Raw genomic sequence first — 16,710 nt, forward strand, 5'->3', positions numbered from 1 at the left:
GGTTCTGTGCGCCTGCCAAAGATGCTTGCAGCTCAAGCCTGGCGATATTCGGGTAAGCCCGCCAGGCCTTCCTTGAGGTAGTCCACCAGGCGCCTGACTTTCGGCGACAGGTGCCGCTGTTGCGGATACAGCGCCCACACCGCTGTGTTCGGCGGCTGATGGCTTTCCAGCAGCGACACCAAAGCGCCGCTGCGCAGGTGCTCACGCACGTAGTAATCCGGCAACTGACACAAGCCCATGCCCAGCAGCGCCGCGTCCAGCACTGCCTGGCCGCTGTTGCAGCGCCAGTTGCCCTGCACCCGTTGGCTGATCTCGCGGCCATCCTGTTGCAACGCCCACAGGTCCGAGCTCCCGATCAGGCAGTTGTGACGGGCCAGCTCCGACAGGCTGTGAGGGCGCCCGTAACGTTCCAGGTAGGCGGGCGATGCGCACACGTACATGCGCCGGGGGGCAAGACGTGATGCCACCAGTCGCGAATCGGCCAGGCGGCCGAGGCGAATAGCCAGGTCCATGCCCTCGTGCAGCAAGTCCAAGGTCCGGTTACTCAGTTCGACCTCGACGCGCAACTGCGGATACAGCGCCATGAAGCGCGTTACCAGTGGCACGATGAAGCGCTCGCCGTAGGCCACGGCGCAAGTCATGCGCAACAGCCCCTTGGGTTCACTGGCCAGATCGCCCATCGCCCGCAGCGCTTCCTCGCGACCGTCCTGCAACCGTTGGCAGTGCTGAAGAAAAGTCTGCCCGGCTTCGCTCAGGGTTACGCGCCGGGTGCTGCGATAGAGCAGTCGGGTTTGCAGGCGCTCTTCAAGCCGGGCGATCTGCCGGCTGATGTGCGATGACGATACGCCCAAGCGCTCGGCTGCTGCGGTGAACTGGCCAGACTCGGCGACCGCCACAAACTCATCGATACCCTCCCAGCGGTGACTCATTGATTATCCCTGTACGGCAATAATGTTTTGGCTTTGGCCTGATTATTCATCAAATGTGCCTGGATTACACTGCAGATCCAAATGTTGTCCAATTGGAGACCCCCGTGATGATCAAGTCCCGCGCTGCCGTTGCCTTCGAGGCCAAGAAACCCCTGGAAATCGTCGAAGTCGACGTCGCCATGCCCAAGGCCGGTGAAGTGCTGCTGCGCGTGGTCGCCAGCGGTGTCTGCCACACCGATGCCTACACCCTGTCCGGTGCGGACCCAGAGGGCATCTTCCCCTCGATCCTCGGGCACGAAGGCGGTGCGATCGTCGAAGCCGTGGGCGAAGGGGTGACGTCGGTGGCTGTCGGCGATCACGTCATTCCGCTGTACACCCCAGAGTGCGGCAAGTGCAAATTCTGCGTGTCCGGCAAGACCAACCTGTGCCAGGCCATTCGTGCGACCCAGGGCAAGGGGCTGATGCCTGACGGCACCACGCGCTTCTCTTACGAAGGCCAGCAGTTGTTCCACTACATGGGTACCTCGACCTTCTCCGAATACACCGTGCTGCCGGAGATCTCGGTTGCCAAGATTCAGAAGGAAGCACCGCTGGAGAAAGTGTGTCTGCTGGGCTGTGGCGTAACGACAGGGATTGGGGCGGTGCTCAACACGGCCAAGGTCAAGCCAGGTGACACCGTCGCCATCTTCGGCCTGGGCGGCATCGGCTTGTCGGCGGTGATCGGTGCGGTCAAGGCCAAGGCTGCGCGCATCATCGCCATCGACATCAACCCAGCCAAGTTCGAAATCGCCCGTCAGCTCGGCGCCACCGACTGCATCAACCCGAAGGACTACGACCGCCCGATTCAGGAAGTGATCGTCGACCTGACCGATGGCGGCGTGGACTTCTCGTTCGAATGTATCGGCAACGTGCAGTTGATGCGCGCTGCCCTGGAATGCTGCCACAAGGGCTGGGGCGAGTCGGTGATCATCGGTGTTGCCGGTGCCGGCCAGGAAATCGCCACCCGTCCGTTCCAGCTGGTCACCGGTCGCGTCTGGCGGGGTTCGGCGTTCGGCGGTGTGCGCGGGCGCAGCGAGCTGCCGAGCTATGTGGAAATGTCGGAGAAGGGCGAGATCCCGCTGGATACCTTCATCACCCATACCATGGGCCTGGAAGACATCAACAAGGCATTCGACCTGATGCATGAAGGCCAGAGCATTCGTAGCGTCATCCATTTCTGAGGTTGCCATGAGCCTGGATAACATCTCCTGCCAGAAAAGTTTCGGTGGCTGGCACAAGCGTTACCGGCATCACTCCAAGGTGCTGGGTTGTGACATGGTGTTCGCGGTCTATCTGCCTCCACAGGCCGAGCAGGGCGCCAAGCTGCCGGTGCTGTACTGGCTGAGCGGGCTGACCTGTACCGATGAGAATTTCATGCAGAAGGCCGGCGCCCAGCGCCTGGCTGCCGAGCTTGGCCTGATCATCGTCGCGCCCGACACCAGCCCGCGTGGCGAGCAGGTGCCGGGCGATCCGGATGGCGCGTGGGACTTCGGCCTCGGCGCCGGGTTCTATCTCAATGCCACGCAACAGCCGTGGGCGCAGCACTACCGGATGCATGACTATGTAGTGCAAGAGTTGCCGGCGTTGATCGAGGCGCACTTCCCGGCCTCGGAGCAGCGCAGTATCAGCGGCCACTCCATGGGCGGCCATGGCGCACTGGTGTGCGCTTTGCGCAACCCCGGTCGCTATCGCTCGGTGTCGGCGTTCTCGCCGATCAGCAACCCGATGGATTGCCCGTGGGGCGAGAAGGCCTTCAGTCGCTTCCTCGGTGAAGATCGCGCCCGCTGGCGCGAGTGGGATGCCAGCGTGTTGCTCGCCGAGACTGCATCAGGCGCCTGCCCGCCGCTGTTGGTCGACCAGGGCGACCGCGATGATTTCCTGGAGAAGCAGCTCAAACCCGAGGCGCTGGAACAGGCCGCCCGCAAAGGCGGCCACGAGCTGACTCTGCGCCTGCAGCCGGGCTACGACCATAGCTATTACTTCATCGCCAGTTTCATCGACGAACACCTGCGCCATCACGCCATGGCGCTCGGCCGGCTCTAGGAGGTGGCAAGCTGCAAGCCGCATGCTACAAGCTGCAAGTGAAATCAGATCCGCTTTTACTTCTAGCTTCTAGCTTGCAGCTCGCCTTGCAGCTTGCAGCTGCAAATGCAGGTAGAATCAGGCCCTGTCTCAATCAGGGCTTTTTTTATGCGTATTGGCCACGGCTACGATGTGCACCGTTTCTGCGACGGTGATTTCATTACCCTGGGTGGGGTGCGAATTTCCCATAAATACGGCCTGCTGGCCCATTCCGATGGCGACGTGCTGCTGCACGCGTTGAGCGATGCCTTGCTCGGCGCTGCGGCGCTGGGGGACATCGGCAAGCATTTTCCCGACACCGACCCACAGTTCAAGGGCGCCGACAGCCGCGTGCTGCTGCGCCATGTCATCGGCATCATCCACGCCAGGGGCTGGCGCGTGGGCAACGTCGACGCCACCATCGTCGCCCAGGCCCCCAAGATGGCGCCGCATATCGACACCATGCGGCAGCTGATTGCCCAGGACCTGCAGGTCGAGCTCGACCAGGTCAACGTCAAGGCCACCACCACCGAGAAGCTCGGCTTCACCGGCCGGGAGGAGGGCATCGCCGTGCACGCTGTCGCCCTGCTGCTCACAGCATGACCGAACAGGAACTGCTGGGCCCACGGGCATCGGGCGAGGCATTGGGCACGGCCGTGCTCAAAGCCGTGGCCGACGACTTTCAGGTCGACGAAGTGCTGGACATCCCGCTTTCAGGCCAGGGCGAGCATCTGTGGCTATGGGTGGAAAAGCGCGACCTCAATACCGAGGAAGCTGCTCGGCGCCTGGCGCGCGCTGCCGGCGTGCCGGTGCGCGCCATCAGCTATGCCGGGCTCAAGGACCGTCAGGCCCTGACCCGGCAATGGTTCAGCCTGCACCTGCCGGGCAAGGCCGACCCCGACCTGTCGCGCGCCGAGGACGCCACCTTGCGGGTACTCAAGCAGGTGCGTCACCAGCGCAAGCTGCAACGCGGTGCCCATTCGGCCAACGGTTTTACCCTGCGCTTGACCGGCCTTGGCGCCGATCACAAGGCCCTCGACCAGCGCCTTGAATCGCTCAAGCAGCACGGCGTGCCCAACTATTTCGGCAGTCAGCGCTTTGGCCACCTGGGCGGCAACGTCCACGATGCGCTCGACTGGGCCACGCGCAAGGCACTGCCCGAACAACGCAACGTGCGCTCGCGTCTGCTCTCGGCGGCCCGCAGCTATGTATTCAACCAGCTGCTGGCTGCGCGCGTGGCCGACGGCAGCTGGCAGCGGGCGCAGGTCGGCGACCTCTTGGCATTCACCGACAGCCGTAGTTTTTTCCCGGCAGGTGAGCAGGAGTGTTCTGATCCGCGCCTGGGAATCCTCGATTTGCACCCCACCGGTCCGATGTGGGGCGAAGGCCCGTCGCCCGCTGGCGGCGCGACCTTGGCACTGGAAACCGCGATCGGTGCACGCAACCAGGCATTGTGCGACTGGCTCGCGTATGCGGGCATGAGTCACGAACGGCGCATCCTGCGGCTCCCTATTGGCGGGCTGACGTGGCATTATCCTGAGCCTGATATCCTGCAACTGGAATTCGTCCTTCCGGCCGGATGCTTCGCCACCGTGGTGGTGCGCGAACTCGTCGATCTGGTGCCGGCAGGGCAGACGGACAGCCCATGCGTATTCTGATTTCAAATGACGACGGTGTGACAGCACCGGGCCTCGCCGCGCTGCACGGTGCGCTGAAGGATTATGCCGAGTGCGTGGTGATCGCCCCGGACCAAGACAAGAGCGGCGCCGGCAGCTCGCTGACGCTGGATCGGCCGCTGCACCCGCAGACGCTTGCCAACGGCTTCATCAGCCTCAATGGCACGCCGACCGATTGCGTGCACCTGGGGCTCAACGGCCTGTTGCCGGACCCGATCGACCTGGTGGTGTCGGGCATCAACCTGGGGGCCAACCTCGGGGACGACGTGATTTACTCCGGCACGGTCGCCGCTGCATTGGAGGGGCGTTTTCTCGGCGGCACTTCACTGGCGTTCTCGCTGGTGTCACGCTCGCCCGACAACCTGCCCAGCGCTGCCCACATTGCGCGTCGATTGGTCGAAGCCCTGCCGCGCCTGCACCTGCCGCCGCGCACCGTGCTCAACGTCAATATTCCCAACTTGCCGCTGGCCCATATCCGCGGCATCCAGCTCACCCGTCTCGGCCACCGCGCCCGGGCGGCGGCGCCGACCAAGGTGGTCAACCCGCGCGGCAAGGAAGGTTACTGGATCGCGGTGGCTGGCGATGCCGAGGATGGCGGGCCGGGCACCGATTTCCACGCGGTCATGCAGGGCTACGTGTCGATCACGCCGTTGCAGCTCGACCGCACCTTCATCGACGCCTTCGAGCAGCTCGACGGTTGGCTGGAGGGCCTGCTCTGATGCGTGACCAGGACGATCTGCAGCGCCGTGGTGGCATCGGCATGACTTCCCAACGGACCCGCGAGCGCTTGATCCAGCGCCTGTGCGAAGAAGGGGTATCGAACCCCAAGGTGCTCGACGTCATTCGCCGGACGCCGCGTCACCTGTTCGTCGACGAAGCGCTGGCCCATCGCGCCTACGAAGACACCGCGCTGCCCATCGGGCACAACCAGACGATCTCCCAGCCGTTCATGGTGGCGCACATGAGCGAGCTGCTGCTCGAAGCAGGGCCGTTGGACAAGGTGCTGGAGATTGGTACTGGCTCCGGCTACCAGACCGCGATTCTGGCCCAACTGGTCGAGCGCGTGTTCTCGGTGGAGCGGATCAAGGTCCTGCAGGATCGCGCCAAGGAGCGCCTGGTCGAATTGAACCTGCGCAACGTGGTGTTTCGCTGGGGCGATGGCTGCGACGGCTGGCAGGCCCTGGCGCCGTACAACGGCATCATCGTCACTGCGGTAGCCGCCGAGGTGCCGCAGGCGCTGCTCGACCAGCTGGCCCCAGGTGGCCGCATGGTGATTCCAGTCGGCCCCGCCGGTGAGGTGCAGCAGCTGATGCTGATCGTACGCGAGGAGCATGGCTTCTCGCGGCGGGTGCTGGGCGCGGTGCGTTTCGTACCTCTGCTGAACGGCCCGCTGGCCTGATCGTCCAGGAAATTTTCAGCTGTAACGAATTCCTGCGCCAAGGCCCGGTCTATCTGGCGGGGCCCTGGCCCTGCCAATGCCGTCTGGCTTGGTTATAATGCAACAATATTGCATTAGATCGTCTTTTCGTTTTCGGCACCATGAGGGGAGCGCGGGTGGGGCATACAGTCATTGGGCAGCGCAAAGATCGCTGGGCTTTCAAGCTTCTGGTGATTGTGTTCGCCATGGGTACGCTGCTTACAGGCTGCTCCAGCACAGGCTCCAGCGGCGCGCGCGTGGTCGACCGCAGCGCAACGCCCAAGCGCCCGACAGTGACTTCCGGTCAGTACATCGTCAAACCTGGCGACACCTTGTTCTCGATCGCCTTTCGCTATGGCTGGGATTACAAGGAGCTGGCTGCCCGCAATGGCATAGGTGCTCCATACACCATTCGTCCAGGCCAGGCGATTCGTTTCAGCAGCGGTTCGAGCGGCACCACCACGGTCGTCTCCAGCCCATCGTCGTCGAGCAAGACCACGGTCACTCGTCGCCCGGCAGGAACGGCTATCGGCACCCCCGCCAGCGGCACGAAGCCGGCGTCAACTTCACCCGCAGCGCCTACTACGGTGGTTACCACGGTGCCCGCCGCAGAGCGGGCGGTGGGCGGTTGGACATGGCCTGCCAATGGGGTGCTGATTGGAAAATTCGCTTCAAACGGTAGTTTGAATAAAGGCATTGATATCGCCGGTGATTTGGGACAGCCTGTTTTTGCTGCGTCAGGTGGTACAGTGGTCTACGCCGGGAGTGGCTTGAGGGGCTACGGCGAACTGATCATCATCAAGCACAGCGATACCTACGTCAGTGCCTACGGTCACAACCGCAGGCTGTTGGTTCGGGAGGGGCAGCAGGTCAAAGCAGGGCAGTCGATTGCTGAAATGGGGTCCACGGGCACTGATCGGGTGAAGTTGCATTTCGAGATTCGCCGCCAGGGCAAACCCGTCGATCCGCTCCAGTTCCTGCCACGTCGTTGATCGTTGTACCCGCCTGTTCCTCGGACGTAGAGGGGACAGGCTTCTGCGCTGCCAGGGATCCAGGCGTCGCAAGAGTCTGAGTTCGAACTCAGCAAAGGACTATAACAATGGCTCTCAATAAAGAAGCGCCGGAGTTTGACATCGACGATGACGTCCTCCTGATGGAGACGGGCATCGTTTTGGAAACGGATGTGGTGTCAGACGAACCTGCTGTACCTTCGGTTCGGACCAGAGCCAAATCGGGCTCTTCGCTCAAGCAACACAAGTATATCGATTACAGTCGGGCGCTGGACGCCACGCAGCTGTACCTCAACGAAATCGGCTTCTCGCCGCTGCTTTCTCCCGAGGAGGAAGTGCATTTCGCCCGCTTGTCGCAGAAGGGTGATCCTGCCGGTCGCAAGCGCATGATCGAAAGCAACCTGCGCCTGGTGGTGAAAATCGCACGTCGCTACGTCAACCGCGGCCTGTCCCTGCTCGATCTGATCGAAGAAGGCAATTTGGGCCTGATCCGCGCAGTCGAAAAATTCGACCCCGAACGCGGTTTCCGCTTCTCGACCTATGCGACCTGGTGGATTCGCCAGACCATCGAGCGGGCGATCATGAACCAGACCCGCACCATCCGCCTACCGATTCACGTGGTCAAGGAACTGAACGTCTACCTGCGCGCAGCCCGCGAGCTGACTCAGAAGCTTGATCACGAGCCGTCTCCGGAAGAAATCGCCACACTGCTGGAAAAGCCCGTCGCCGAGGTCAAGCGCATGCTCGGCCTCAATGAACGCGTCTCTTCGGTGGATGTATCGCTCGGCCCGGACTCCGACAAGACGCTGCTCGACACCTTGACTGATGATCGCCCAACCGATCCCTGCGAGTTGCTGCAAGACGATGACCTGTCCCAGAGCATCGACCAGTGGCTGGGTGAGCTGACCGACAAGCAACGTGAGGTGGTAGTGCGCCGCTTCGGCCTGCGCGGGCATGAAAGCAGCACGTTGGAGGACGTAGGGCTTGAGATTGGCCTGACCCGTGAACGCGTGCGGCAGATCCAGGTCGAGGGCCTCAAGCGTCTGCGTGAGATCCTCGAGAAGAACGGCTTGTCCAGCGAGTCGCTGTTCCAATAGCGGTTTGTCTCGCAGCGCCAAACGCCCCGTACAGACGGGGCGTTGTTGTTTCTGGGATCTAAGCCTGTCATCGCGCGCTGTTGCGAGAGAACCGAGTACTGTGAACAGCGCTACCGCTGATGCATTGCATGTAAGCCATTGCTTACGAATGTTGTAAGCCATCAGTGTAACTAGCAGTAAATAAAAGCCGTTCCCATCTGTTAGATATTCGTATCATATTGAAAATGCTAGCTATTTTGGATATGTGGAAATGTGTTCCTGGCAATATCTTGTGAGATCTGTAGGTTTGCCAGCCACGGGGAACTCGCTAGTATTCGAACTGTGCACACGGACATGCACAGGCCTTCAGGGAGAAAGCCAGGGACATCGCACGACGCGATTTCATCAGGACGATGTTTGGGACAAGCAGGGACTACGGAAAAAATGTGGGCGGGTCAAACCGCCCCTTTTTTTGCCTGCACGAAATGGAAAAAGGCCCGTTGCGGGCCTTTTCTGTATCTGGGCGCTTAGCGCTGCAGGTCGGCAATCTTGCCTGGCTTGCCATCCCACTCTTCTGCGTCGGGCAGGGCGTCCTTACGCTCGGTGATGTTTGGCCAGATCTCTGCCAGCTCGGCATTGAGCTCGATGAAGTTCTCCATGCCAGCCGGAATCTCGTCTTCCGAGAAAATCGCCTGGGCTGGGCATTCTGGCTCGCACAGTGCGCAGTCGATGCACTCGTCCGGGTGAATCACCAGGAAGTTCGGGCCTTCGTAGAAGCAGTCCACCGGACAGACTTCCACGCAGTCGGTGTATTTGCATTTGATGCAGTTGTCGGTGACGACGAAGGTCATTTCTAGTTCTCTCCTCAGGCGACGGCGGCGGCCCTTCCTCTCGGGGCCGCGCGGTTTACGGGTATGTGGCTGCAGGCCAGGCTAATAACCTGCAGCACCAGCAAACCGCGGCGGATTCTAACAGCTTGTTGTGGACGCCGTTATAACAGGTTCTTTAGTTGATATAGCATTTCGATAGCTTGACGCGGGGTCATGTCATCGAGATTGAGCTTGCCCAAGGTGTCGATGGCCGGATGCGGCAGGCTGGCGAACAAGTCGCTTTGATGCGGTACCTGGGGCTCGTCCTTGGTTTTTTTGGTCACCGGTGCTTCACGGGGCAGGCTGGTGGTTTCCAGACGGCCCAGATGCTCGCGCGCGCGCAGGATCACCGCTGCCGGCACACCGGCCAGTTGCGCCACCGCCAGGCCGTAACTCTGGCTGGCAGGCCCAGGCAGCACGTGGTGCAGGAAGACGATGCGTTCGTTGTGTTCGGTGGCGTTGAGGTGCACGTTGGCTACCAGCGGCTCGCTCTCAGGCAGCACGGTGAGTTCGAAGTAGTGGGTGGCGAACAGCGTGTAGGCGCGCACCTGGGCCAAGCGCTCGGCAGCTGCCCAGGCCAGCGACAGACCGTCGAAGGTGCTGGTGCCGCGGCCGACTTCGTCCATCAGCACCAGGCTGCGATCGGTGGCATTGTGCAAGATGTTGGCGGTCTCGCTCATCTCGACCATGAACGTCGAGCGCCCGCCTGCCAAGTCATCGCTCGATCCGATCCGGGTGAAAATGCGATCGACCAGCGACAGCTCGCAGCTGGCAGCAGGCACGAAGCTGCCGATGTGTGCCAGCAGCACGATCAGTGCGGTCTGGCGCATGTACGTGGACTTACCGCCCATGTTCGGACCGGTGATGATCAGCATGCGCGTGCTGTTGTCCAGACTTAGGTCGTTGGCCACGAACGGCGTGGTCAGCACCTGCTCGACCACCGGGTGGCGGCCCTGCTCGATACGCAGGCATGGCTCATCGGTGAAGCGCGGGCAGTTCAGATCCAGGTTGAGCGCACGTTCGGCGAGGTTGCTCAGCACATCCAGCTCGGCCAGCGCGGCAGCACTGTCTTGCAGCGGCGCCAGATGACTGATGAGGGTTTCGAGCAGCGCATCGTAGAGCATCTTTTCCCGCGCCAGGGCACGGCTCTTGGCCGACAAGGCCTTGTCCTCGAAAGCCTTGAGCTCTGGCGTGATGAAGCGTTCGGCGCCTTTGAGGGTCTGGCGGCGAATGTAGTCGCCAGGCGCCTGTTCGGCCTGCTTGGTCGGCAGCTCGATGAAGTAGCCATGCACGCGGTTGTAGCCGACCTTGAGGTTGGCCAGGCCGGTGCGGGCTTTTTCTCGCGCTTCCAGGTCTATCAGGAATTGCCCGGCGTTCTCGCTGATCGCCAGTAGATCGTCCAGTTCGTTGTCGTAGCCAGCCTTGAGCACGCCGCCATCGCGGATGACCGCAGGCGGATTGTCGATGATGGCGCGCTCGAGCAGGCTGGCGAGCTCAGGGTAGGTGCCGGTGATGGCGGCCAGACGCGCCAGGTGCGGCGCCTCCAGCTCGGTCATGGCGTTCTGCAGCTCGGGCAGGGCACCCAAGGCATCGCGCAGCCGCGCCAGATCGCGCGGGCGGGCATTGCGCAGGCCGATACGCGCCAGGATGCGTTCGATGTCACCGATTTCCTTGAGCTGCGGCTGCAGTTTCTCGAAGCGATAGCCATCGAGCAGGCAGCGAATCGAGTCCTGGCGGGCCTGCAGCACCTTGAGGTCGCGCAACGGCCGATTCAGCCAGCGGCTCAGCAAGCGGCTGGCCATCGCGGTCTGGCAGCGGTCGACGACCGATTGCAGGGTGTTGTCGCGGCCGCCGGCCAGGTTGATGTCCAGTTCCAGGTTGCGACGGCTAGCGCCGTCGAGGATCACTGTGTCGTCCAGGCGCTCGTGGCGCAGGCTGCGCAGATGCGGCAGGGCAGTGCGCTGGGTTTCCTTGGCATAAGTCAGCAGGCATCCGGCGGCGCCGATGGCCAGGGTCAGCTTGTCACAGCCAAAGCCCTTGAGGTCCTTGGTCGCAAACTGCTGGCACAGCGCTTTGCGTGCAGAGTCGCGGTCGAAGTCCCACGGCGCGCGGCGGCGTGCGCCGGGCCGTTTCTCGGCGGGCAGGTCGCGCGGCCAGTCGTCGGGGATCAGCAGCTCGACCGGGCTCAGCCGCTCGAGCTCGGCCAGCAGGCTTTCCCAGCCTTTGATTTCCTGCACGCTGAAGTTACCGCTGGTGATGTCCAGCACCGCCAGGCCGAACAGGCGCTCATCGCCCAACAGGGCGGCGATCAGGTTGTCGCGTCGTTCATCGAGCAGTGCTTCGTCACTGACCGTGCCTGGCGTGATGATCCTCACCACCTGCCGCTCGACCGGGCCCTTGCTGGTTGCCGGGTCGCCGATCTGCTCGCAGATCACCACCGATTCGCCCAGCTTGACCAGCTTGGCCAGGTAGCCCTCCAGGGAATGGAACGGAATTCCGCACATGGGGATGGACTGGCCGGCCGACTGACCGCGCGCGGTCAGCGTGATGTCCAGCAGTTTTGCGGCTTTCTTCGCATCTTCGTAGAAGATTTCGTAGAAGTCGCCCATGCGGTAGAACATCAGCTGGTCCGGGTGCTGGTTCTTCAGCTTCCAGTACTGCTGCATCATTGGAGTGTGTGCGGAAAGATCAGACATTCAGGGCCTTACAGGGGGGATCTGGTTGGCGATTTCGAAACCGGCAATGGTACAGGCTTTTTGCCGCGGATGCAGGCGCGCAGACGCATTGCATTTGCTGACGCAACTCTGCATTATGCACGTTATGCAAAAACGCAACGTAGCCTCCGTCCTCAGAGCATTGCTCGATCGCCACGGCCTGTCGCCGACAGAGCTGCACCGGCGTACGGGTATCCCTCAATCCACGCTGTCGCGCATCTTGAGCGGCAAGATCGTCGACCCTTCGGATAAACATGTCTCGAAGATCGCCGACTATTTCGCTGTCAGTACCGAGCAGTTGCGCGGGCGCGCCGAACTGGGCGAATCGCGCGAGCCTGCAGCGCAGGTCCAAGGTCATGCGCATCTCAGCGACATCAGCCTGTGGGACGACGAAACCCCCGTCGAGGATGACGAGGTGTCGGTACCCTTTCTTCGCGAGGTTGAATTGGCAGCAGGATCAGGAAGATTCGTCATCGAAGAAAGCGAGCGTGCACGGTTGCGCTTCGGCAAACGGAGCCTGCGTCATAACGGCGTGCAATTCGACCAGGCCAAGTGCGTCACGGTGCGCGGCAACAGCATGCTGCCGGTGCTGCGCGATGGCGCAACGGTTGGGGTCAATACCGGCAAGTGCTCGATCGGCGACATCATCGATGGTGACCTGTATGCGATCAATCACAATGGCCAATTGCGGGTGAAGCAGGTTTATCGTTTGCCCACTGGCATTCGCCTGCGCAGTTTCAATCGCGACGAACACCCTGATGAAGACTACAGCTTCCAGCAAATGCAGGACGAGCAGATCAGCCTGCTTGGCCATGTGTTCTGGTGGGGGATGTACGCCCGTTGATCCTTTGTTGATGCCAGTTGGTTGGGGGGTATGGGCATCAGGGTATGGCTTGAGATATTGGGCGTCTGGGCGATCGAGCGCCGCCCGCGCGGCGCATCGCGAGCTGCGCTCGCTCCTACGTTTGTTTCGGGCCAATTATTCCTGTGGCATTTGCGCGCGACCGCCTTGTTGGTACGACGCGATATCGCGCCATGCGCCAAGGCGTACGCGCGCAAATCCCCAAACGTAGGAGCGAGCAGAGCTCGCGATGCGCCGCGCGAGCGGCGCTCGATCTCCCCACCGTTGATGCGCGTCTTGGGGGTGTGGGGATTCGGGTTTTGCTGCAATGGGTAGGGCGGGAGCGTGTTGTTGCCGTTGAGATCGAGCGCCGCCCGCGCGGCGCATCGCGAGCTGCGCTCGCTCCTACCGTTTGTTTCAGGCCAATAACGTTTGTGACAGGCGCCGCGACCGCTTTGTTGGTACGACGCGATATCGCGCCATGCGCCAAGGCGTACGCGCGCAAATCCCCAAACGTAGGAGCGAGCAGAGCTCGCGATGCGCCGCGCGAGCGGCGTTCGATCTCCCCATCGTTGATGCGCGTCTCGGGGGTGTGGGGATTCGGGTTTTGCTGCAATGGGTAGGGCGGGAGCGTGTTGTTGCCGTTGAGATCGAGCGCCGCCCGCGCGGCGCATCGCGAGCTGCGCTCGCTCCTACCGTTTGTTTCAGGCCAATAACGTCTGTGACAGGCGCGCGCGACCGCCTTGTTGGTACGACGCGATATCGTGCCGTGCGCCAAGGCGTACGCGCGCAAATCGCACAGGATAATTGGCCGCAAACAAACGTAGGAGCGAGCGCAGCTCGCGATGCGCCGCGCGGGCGGCGCTCGATCGCGCAGGCGCTGCACAGCCCAAGGCGAACCTACTTACCCCCTAAAAGTAACCGCCATCACCCGCCAAGGCGGGTTTTTTTTCGTCCCCAGAAAACTCCTACAAACCGCGGTGTGCATAGCCTGCATGCATATCAGCAAAATTAAACGCATAGAAATATGAAAAAATGCATTGACTGCATATGCATGAGTGCATAGCCTGTGTCTCAAGCCGGACAGAAACCGGTTGTTACACAGGCAGCGATGGACAGGCCTCAACTGTCCAGAGGGTTGGCAACTGGCCCGGGTGTGCAGCGTAAAGCACCACGATCAGTTATCTGGCGGGCAGGCAGCCGCGGTCGGAGTCATCAATTTGAAGCGTAACCGCGCGGCGTCACCAGTCGTGGCCGGCGGTTGAACCACGCATTACTGAAAAGCCTGGCAAGCCGGGCTTTTTGGAATGCCGAGTTGCTGCACGCAGACAGTCGTGCCAATACCCCCACCACCTGCCTGCAGGCCACCCCAGCAGGCATCACACAGGAGACAGGACAGTGACGACCGAGCAACAAGCGTTACTGGAGATGCCGCTCTGGCTGGTAATCGTCCTGGCATTGCTGGGCGGCCTGAGCGGTGAAATGTGGCGAGCCGACGAGGCCGGCGCCACCGGTTGGTCGCTGCTGCGCAGGCTGGCGCTGCGCTCAGGGGCCTGCATGGCCTGCGGCGTATCGACAGTGATGTTGCTGTATGCCGGCGGCGTGTCGATCTGGGCGGCCAGTGCACTGGGCTGCATGACCGCCGTTGGCGGTGCCGACGTGGCCATGCGGCTTTATGAGCGCTGGGCGATCCGCCGCCTGGGGCTGCGTGACAACGCGGCTGACGACGAACGAAAAGGAGTATGAGCATGAGTGAATTGGCCACCTTGCACACCGCAGTGACCGCCACCATTCGCGAGGCGATTCCTGAGCTGGCATCGGTTGATGCCTACACAGCTGTAGGAAGCGCCCCTGAACGCCCGGCCTTGCGCCATGGCATCGTGCGCATGACGGCCGATGCGGCGCCGCGTGATGGGCGTTCGGTACTGATTGCCACATTCGAGGCCGACATCAGCGCCGACAGTGCCAACCCTGAAGCACGCTTGCAGGGCAGTCTGCTCGCTGCACAGTTGATGGACCTGCTGCGCCAGCAGCATTGGGCGCTGGACTTCGTCGAGGCCAGCCGCAACGTGCAGGCGCAATTCGAAGGCAGCGCCTGGACCGTGCGCTGGGACCAGCCGGTGCTGCTTGGCGATGCGCGCTGGAGCTGGCCGGATCAACCCCCGGGCAGTTTGGTGCTGGGCTTTGCGCCGGACATCGGCTTGGGCAATGAAACGCACTACGTCGCTCCCGAGGCGCTGCCATGAGCTACGTCAGCGCCATGCACGACCGCATGTTGGCGTGCCTGGTGATTCCGTGCCGGGTGGTGGCGGTGGACCTCGCCGCCGCCAGAGTGCGGGTCTCCGATGGCAGCGGCTGGACCAGCGCCTGGCTGCGCTGGCATGCCCAGGCTGCAGGCCCGGCACGGCATTGGCGAGCGCCCGGTCTGGGCGAGCAGGGCGTGCTGCTCAGCCCCAGTGGAGAGCCGGCCCAAGGCACCTTTCTGCCCGGCCTGTATGGCACTGCAGGCAACGCGCCGGACAACCGCGAGCACGTCGAAGTCTGGCGTTTTGCCGATGGCGGGTCGCTCAGCTACGACTGGCAGGCCAGCCACTATGCCATCCAGCTGCCCGGCGGCAGCGCCACCATTACCGTCGGCGCCAGCACCGTGCAGGTCAGCGACGCTGCAATCAGCCTGCAGGCGGCGGCGATCAGCCTTGCCGGCAAGGTCGCCATCGACGGGCCGCTGCAGGTCAGCGGCGATATCCATGGCGCGGGGCGGATCGTCGACACGGCCGGCAACACCGCTAATCACAAACATTGAAACGAGCCCGTAAGGGCTCTTTTTTCATCAGGAGAGTGCCATGCATAGCCATGACCCAGGAGGCGCACCATGATCGGCATGGACCGCCGTACCGGCCAGCCCCTGGCCGGCATCGAGCATCTGCGCCAGTCCATCGAAGACATTCTCACCACGCCGCTGGGCAGCCGGCGCATGCGACCAGACTATGGCAGCCAGTTGCGCCGTTTCGTCGACCTGCCCGTCACCGACGGCTGGAAAAGCGCCGTGCAGGCTGAGGTAGCGCGTGCGCTGGGCCGCTGGGAGCCGCGTTTGCAACTGCAACGCGTCAAGGTCGTCGCCGTGCTCGATGGCCAGGTCAGTCTGGCCCTGAGCGGCCGTTATCTGGGTGATCAAGCGCTCATGGAGGTGAGCGTATGAGCCAGGTCGACCTGTCGAATCTGCCGGCCCCGCAGTTGCTCGAGGACGTGGATTTCGAAACCCTGTATGCGGCCGATCTGCAGACCTTTCGCCAGTACCTGGGCGAGGCCTGGACGGCCAATCTGGAAAGCGACCCGGTGACCAAGCTGCTCGAGGTCGGCGCCTATCGCAAACTGCTCAATCGGGCACGTATCAACGATGCAGCCAAGGCCTTGCTGCTGGCCTACGCCCAGGGCACCGATCTTGACCAACTGGCCGCCAACGTCAGCGTGCAGCGCCTGGTGATCCAGGCCGAAGACCTGACCCGCGTGCCGCCGGTGCCAGCCATGCTGGAATCCGACGATGCCCTGCGCGAGCGCGTGCAGTTGGTCTATGAAGGCCTGACCACCGCAGGTCCGCGCAACAGTTACATCCTGCATGCCCGCAACGCTTCGGGGCAGGTGGCTGACGCCACCGCCGAAAGCCCGTCGCCGGCAGTGGTGGATGTCACCGTGCTGGGCCTGGAGGGCGACGGCCAGGCCAGTGCCGAACTGCTGGCCCAGGTCGCCGCCTACCTTAACGATGACGACATCCGCCCGGTTGCCGACCGCCTCAATGTGCGCAGTGCTCAGGTCCTGCCTTACCGCATCGACGCCGTGCTGTACCTGGCCGACAACGGCCCTGAATACGAGGCGATCCTGGCCGAATGTCAGCGCCGTCTGCAGGCCTGGATCAACCCGCGTCGCCGACTGGGCGTGGAGGTATCGCGTTCGGGCATCGATGCGCAGTTGCACATCGACGGGGTCAGCCGCGTCGAACTCAGCGGCTGGAGCGACATCCGCCCGAGCAAGGCCCAGGCGGCCTGGTGCGAAGGCTTCACCCTCAAGCGGGGTAGCTGAC

At 62.7% G+C, this 16,710-nt stretch carries 17 protein-coding genes; 14 read left to right on the forward strand and 3 right to left on the reverse strand.

Features of this window, described 5'->3' with window-relative positions:
• Positions 1 to 32: 32 nt before the first annotated feature.
• Positions 33 to 929, reverse strand: coding sequence for a LysR substrate-binding domain-containing protein (locus FS665_RS07650; protein ID WP_145185774.1), 897 nt, complete (start codon positions 927 to 929; stop codon positions 33 to 35).
• Between the two features lie 107 nt (positions 930 to 1,036).
• Here FS665_RS07650 and FS665_RS07655 point away from each other — a divergent pair, with 107 nt between their 5' ends.
• The 8 genes from FS665_RS07655 to rpoS all read left to right on the forward strand — a co-directional run bounded on the left by FS665_RS07655 (position 1,037) and on the right by rpoS (position 8,229).
• Positions 1,037 to 2,149, forward strand: a complete 1,113-nt coding sequence (locus FS665_RS07655; protein ID WP_145185777.1) for an S-(hydroxymethyl)glutathione dehydrogenase/class III alcohol dehydrogenase — start codon at positions 1,037 to 1,039, stop codon at positions 2,147 to 2,149.
• Positions 2,150 to 2,156: 7 nt separating this feature from the next.
• Positions 2,157 to 3,011, forward strand: coding sequence for an S-formylglutathione hydrolase (gene fghA / locus FS665_RS07660; protein ID WP_145185780.1), 855 nt, complete (start codon positions 2,157 to 2,159; stop codon positions 3,009 to 3,011).
• A 147-nt stretch (positions 3,012 to 3,158) separates the two neighbouring features.
• Positions 3,159 to 3,632, forward strand: coding sequence for a 2-C-methyl-D-erythritol 2,4-cyclodiphosphate synthase (gene ispF / locus FS665_RS07665; RefSeq protein WP_145185784.1), 474 nt, complete (start codon positions 3,159 to 3,161; stop codon positions 3,630 to 3,632).
• Positions 3,629 to 4,687, forward strand: coding sequence for a tRNA pseudouridine(13) synthase TruD (gene truD, locus FS665_RS07670; protein WP_145185787.1), 1,059 nt, complete (start codon positions 3,629 to 3,631; stop codon positions 4,685 to 4,687). Before ispF ends, truD begins: the two co-directional genes overlap by 4 nt.
• Positions 4,675 to 5,424: a 5'/3'-nucleotidase SurE gene (gene surE / locus FS665_RS07675; RefSeq protein ID WP_145185790.1), complete on the forward strand. Its 750-nt coding sequence runs from the start codon at positions 4,675 to 4,677 to the stop codon at positions 5,422 to 5,424. The genes truD and surE overlap by 13 nt, the downstream gene beginning before the upstream one ends.
• Before the next feature lie 41 nt (positions 5,425 to 5,465).
• Complete coding sequence (locus FS665_RS07680) at positions 5,466 to 6,104, forward strand: protein-L-isoaspartate(D-aspartate) O-methyltransferase (protein ID WP_178108310.1); 639 nt, start codon at positions 5,466 to 5,468, stop codon at positions 6,102 to 6,104.
• 155 nt (positions 6,105 to 6,259) lie between these two features.
• Positions 6,260 to 7,114: a peptidoglycan DD-metalloendopeptidase family protein gene (locus FS665_RS07685; RefSeq protein ID WP_145185793.1), complete on the forward strand. Its 855-nt coding sequence runs from the start codon at positions 6,260 to 6,262 to the stop codon at positions 7,112 to 7,114.
• Between the two features lie 107 nt (positions 7,115 to 7,221).
• Positions 7,222 to 8,229: an RNA polymerase sigma factor RpoS gene (gene rpoS / locus FS665_RS07690; RefSeq protein ID WP_008099655.1), complete on the forward strand. Its 1,008-nt coding sequence runs from the start codon at positions 7,222 to 7,224 to the stop codon at positions 8,227 to 8,229.
• Positions 8,230 to 8,735: 506 nt separating this feature from the next.
• Here the strand turns inward: rpoS and fdxA are convergent.
• Positions 8,736 to 9,059 carry a ferredoxin FdxA gene (fdxA, locus tag FS665_RS07695; RefSeq protein WP_145185797.1) on the reverse strand — a complete coding sequence of 108 codons (324 nt, stop codon included), beginning with the start codon at positions 9,057 to 9,059 and terminating at the stop codon, positions 8,736 to 8,738.
• Between the two features lie 140 nt (positions 9,060 to 9,199).
• Positions 9,200 to 11,773 carry a DNA mismatch repair protein MutS gene (gene mutS / locus FS665_RS07700; protein ID WP_145185800.1) on the reverse strand — a complete coding sequence of 858 codons (2,574 nt, stop codon included), beginning with the start codon at positions 11,771 to 11,773 and terminating at the stop codon, positions 9,200 to 9,202.
• A 124-nt stretch (positions 11,774 to 11,897) separates the two neighbouring features.
• Here mutS and FS665_RS07705 point away from each other — a divergent pair, with 124 nt between their 5' ends.
• From FS665_RS07705 to FS665_RS07730, 6 genes are all read left to right on the forward strand, one after another.
• Positions 11,898 to 12,635 carry a S24 family peptidase gene (locus FS665_RS07705; RefSeq protein ID WP_145185803.1) on the forward strand — a complete coding sequence of 246 codons (738 nt, stop codon included), beginning with the start codon at positions 11,898 to 11,900 and terminating at the stop codon, positions 12,633 to 12,635.
• A gap of 1,395 nt (positions 12,636 to 14,030) precedes the next feature.
• Positions 14,031 to 14,378: a phage holin family protein gene (locus FS665_RS07710; protein ID WP_145185806.1), complete on the forward strand. Its 348-nt coding sequence runs from the start codon at positions 14,031 to 14,033 to the stop codon at positions 14,376 to 14,378.
• Positions 14,379 to 14,380: 2 nt separating this feature from the next.
• Positions 14,381 to 14,878: a hypothetical protein gene (locus FS665_RS07715; RefSeq protein WP_145185809.1), complete on the forward strand. Its 498-nt coding sequence runs from the start codon at positions 14,381 to 14,383 to the stop codon at positions 14,876 to 14,878.
• The gene (locus FS665_RS07720) at positions 14,875 to 15,435 is read left to right on the forward strand and encodes a phage baseplate assembly protein V (RefSeq protein ID WP_145185812.1); all 561 of its coding nucleotides are present in this window, start codon (positions 14,875 to 14,877) and stop codon (positions 15,433 to 15,435) included. Before FS665_RS07715 ends, FS665_RS07720 begins: the two co-directional genes overlap by 4 nt.
• Positions 15,436 to 15,504: 69 nt before the next feature.
• On the forward strand, positions 15,505 to 15,831 hold the full coding sequence (locus tag FS665_RS07725) for a GPW/gp25 family protein (protein ID WP_145185814.1): 327 nt from the start codon (positions 15,505 to 15,507) through the stop codon (positions 15,829 to 15,831).
• Positions 15,828 to 16,709, forward strand: a complete 882-nt coding sequence (locus FS665_RS07730) for a baseplate J/gp47 family protein (RefSeq protein WP_145185817.1) — start codon at positions 15,828 to 15,830, stop codon at positions 16,707 to 16,709. Before FS665_RS07725 ends, FS665_RS07730 begins: the two co-directional genes overlap by 4 nt.
• Position 16,710 lies beyond the last annotated feature (1 nt).

Source organism: Pseudomonas sp. URMO17WK12:I11 (assembly GCF_007677725.1).
In the GTDB taxonomy this organism is placed as follows: domain Bacteria; phylum Pseudomonadota; class Gammaproteobacteria; order Pseudomonadales; family Pseudomonadaceae; genus Aquipseudomonas.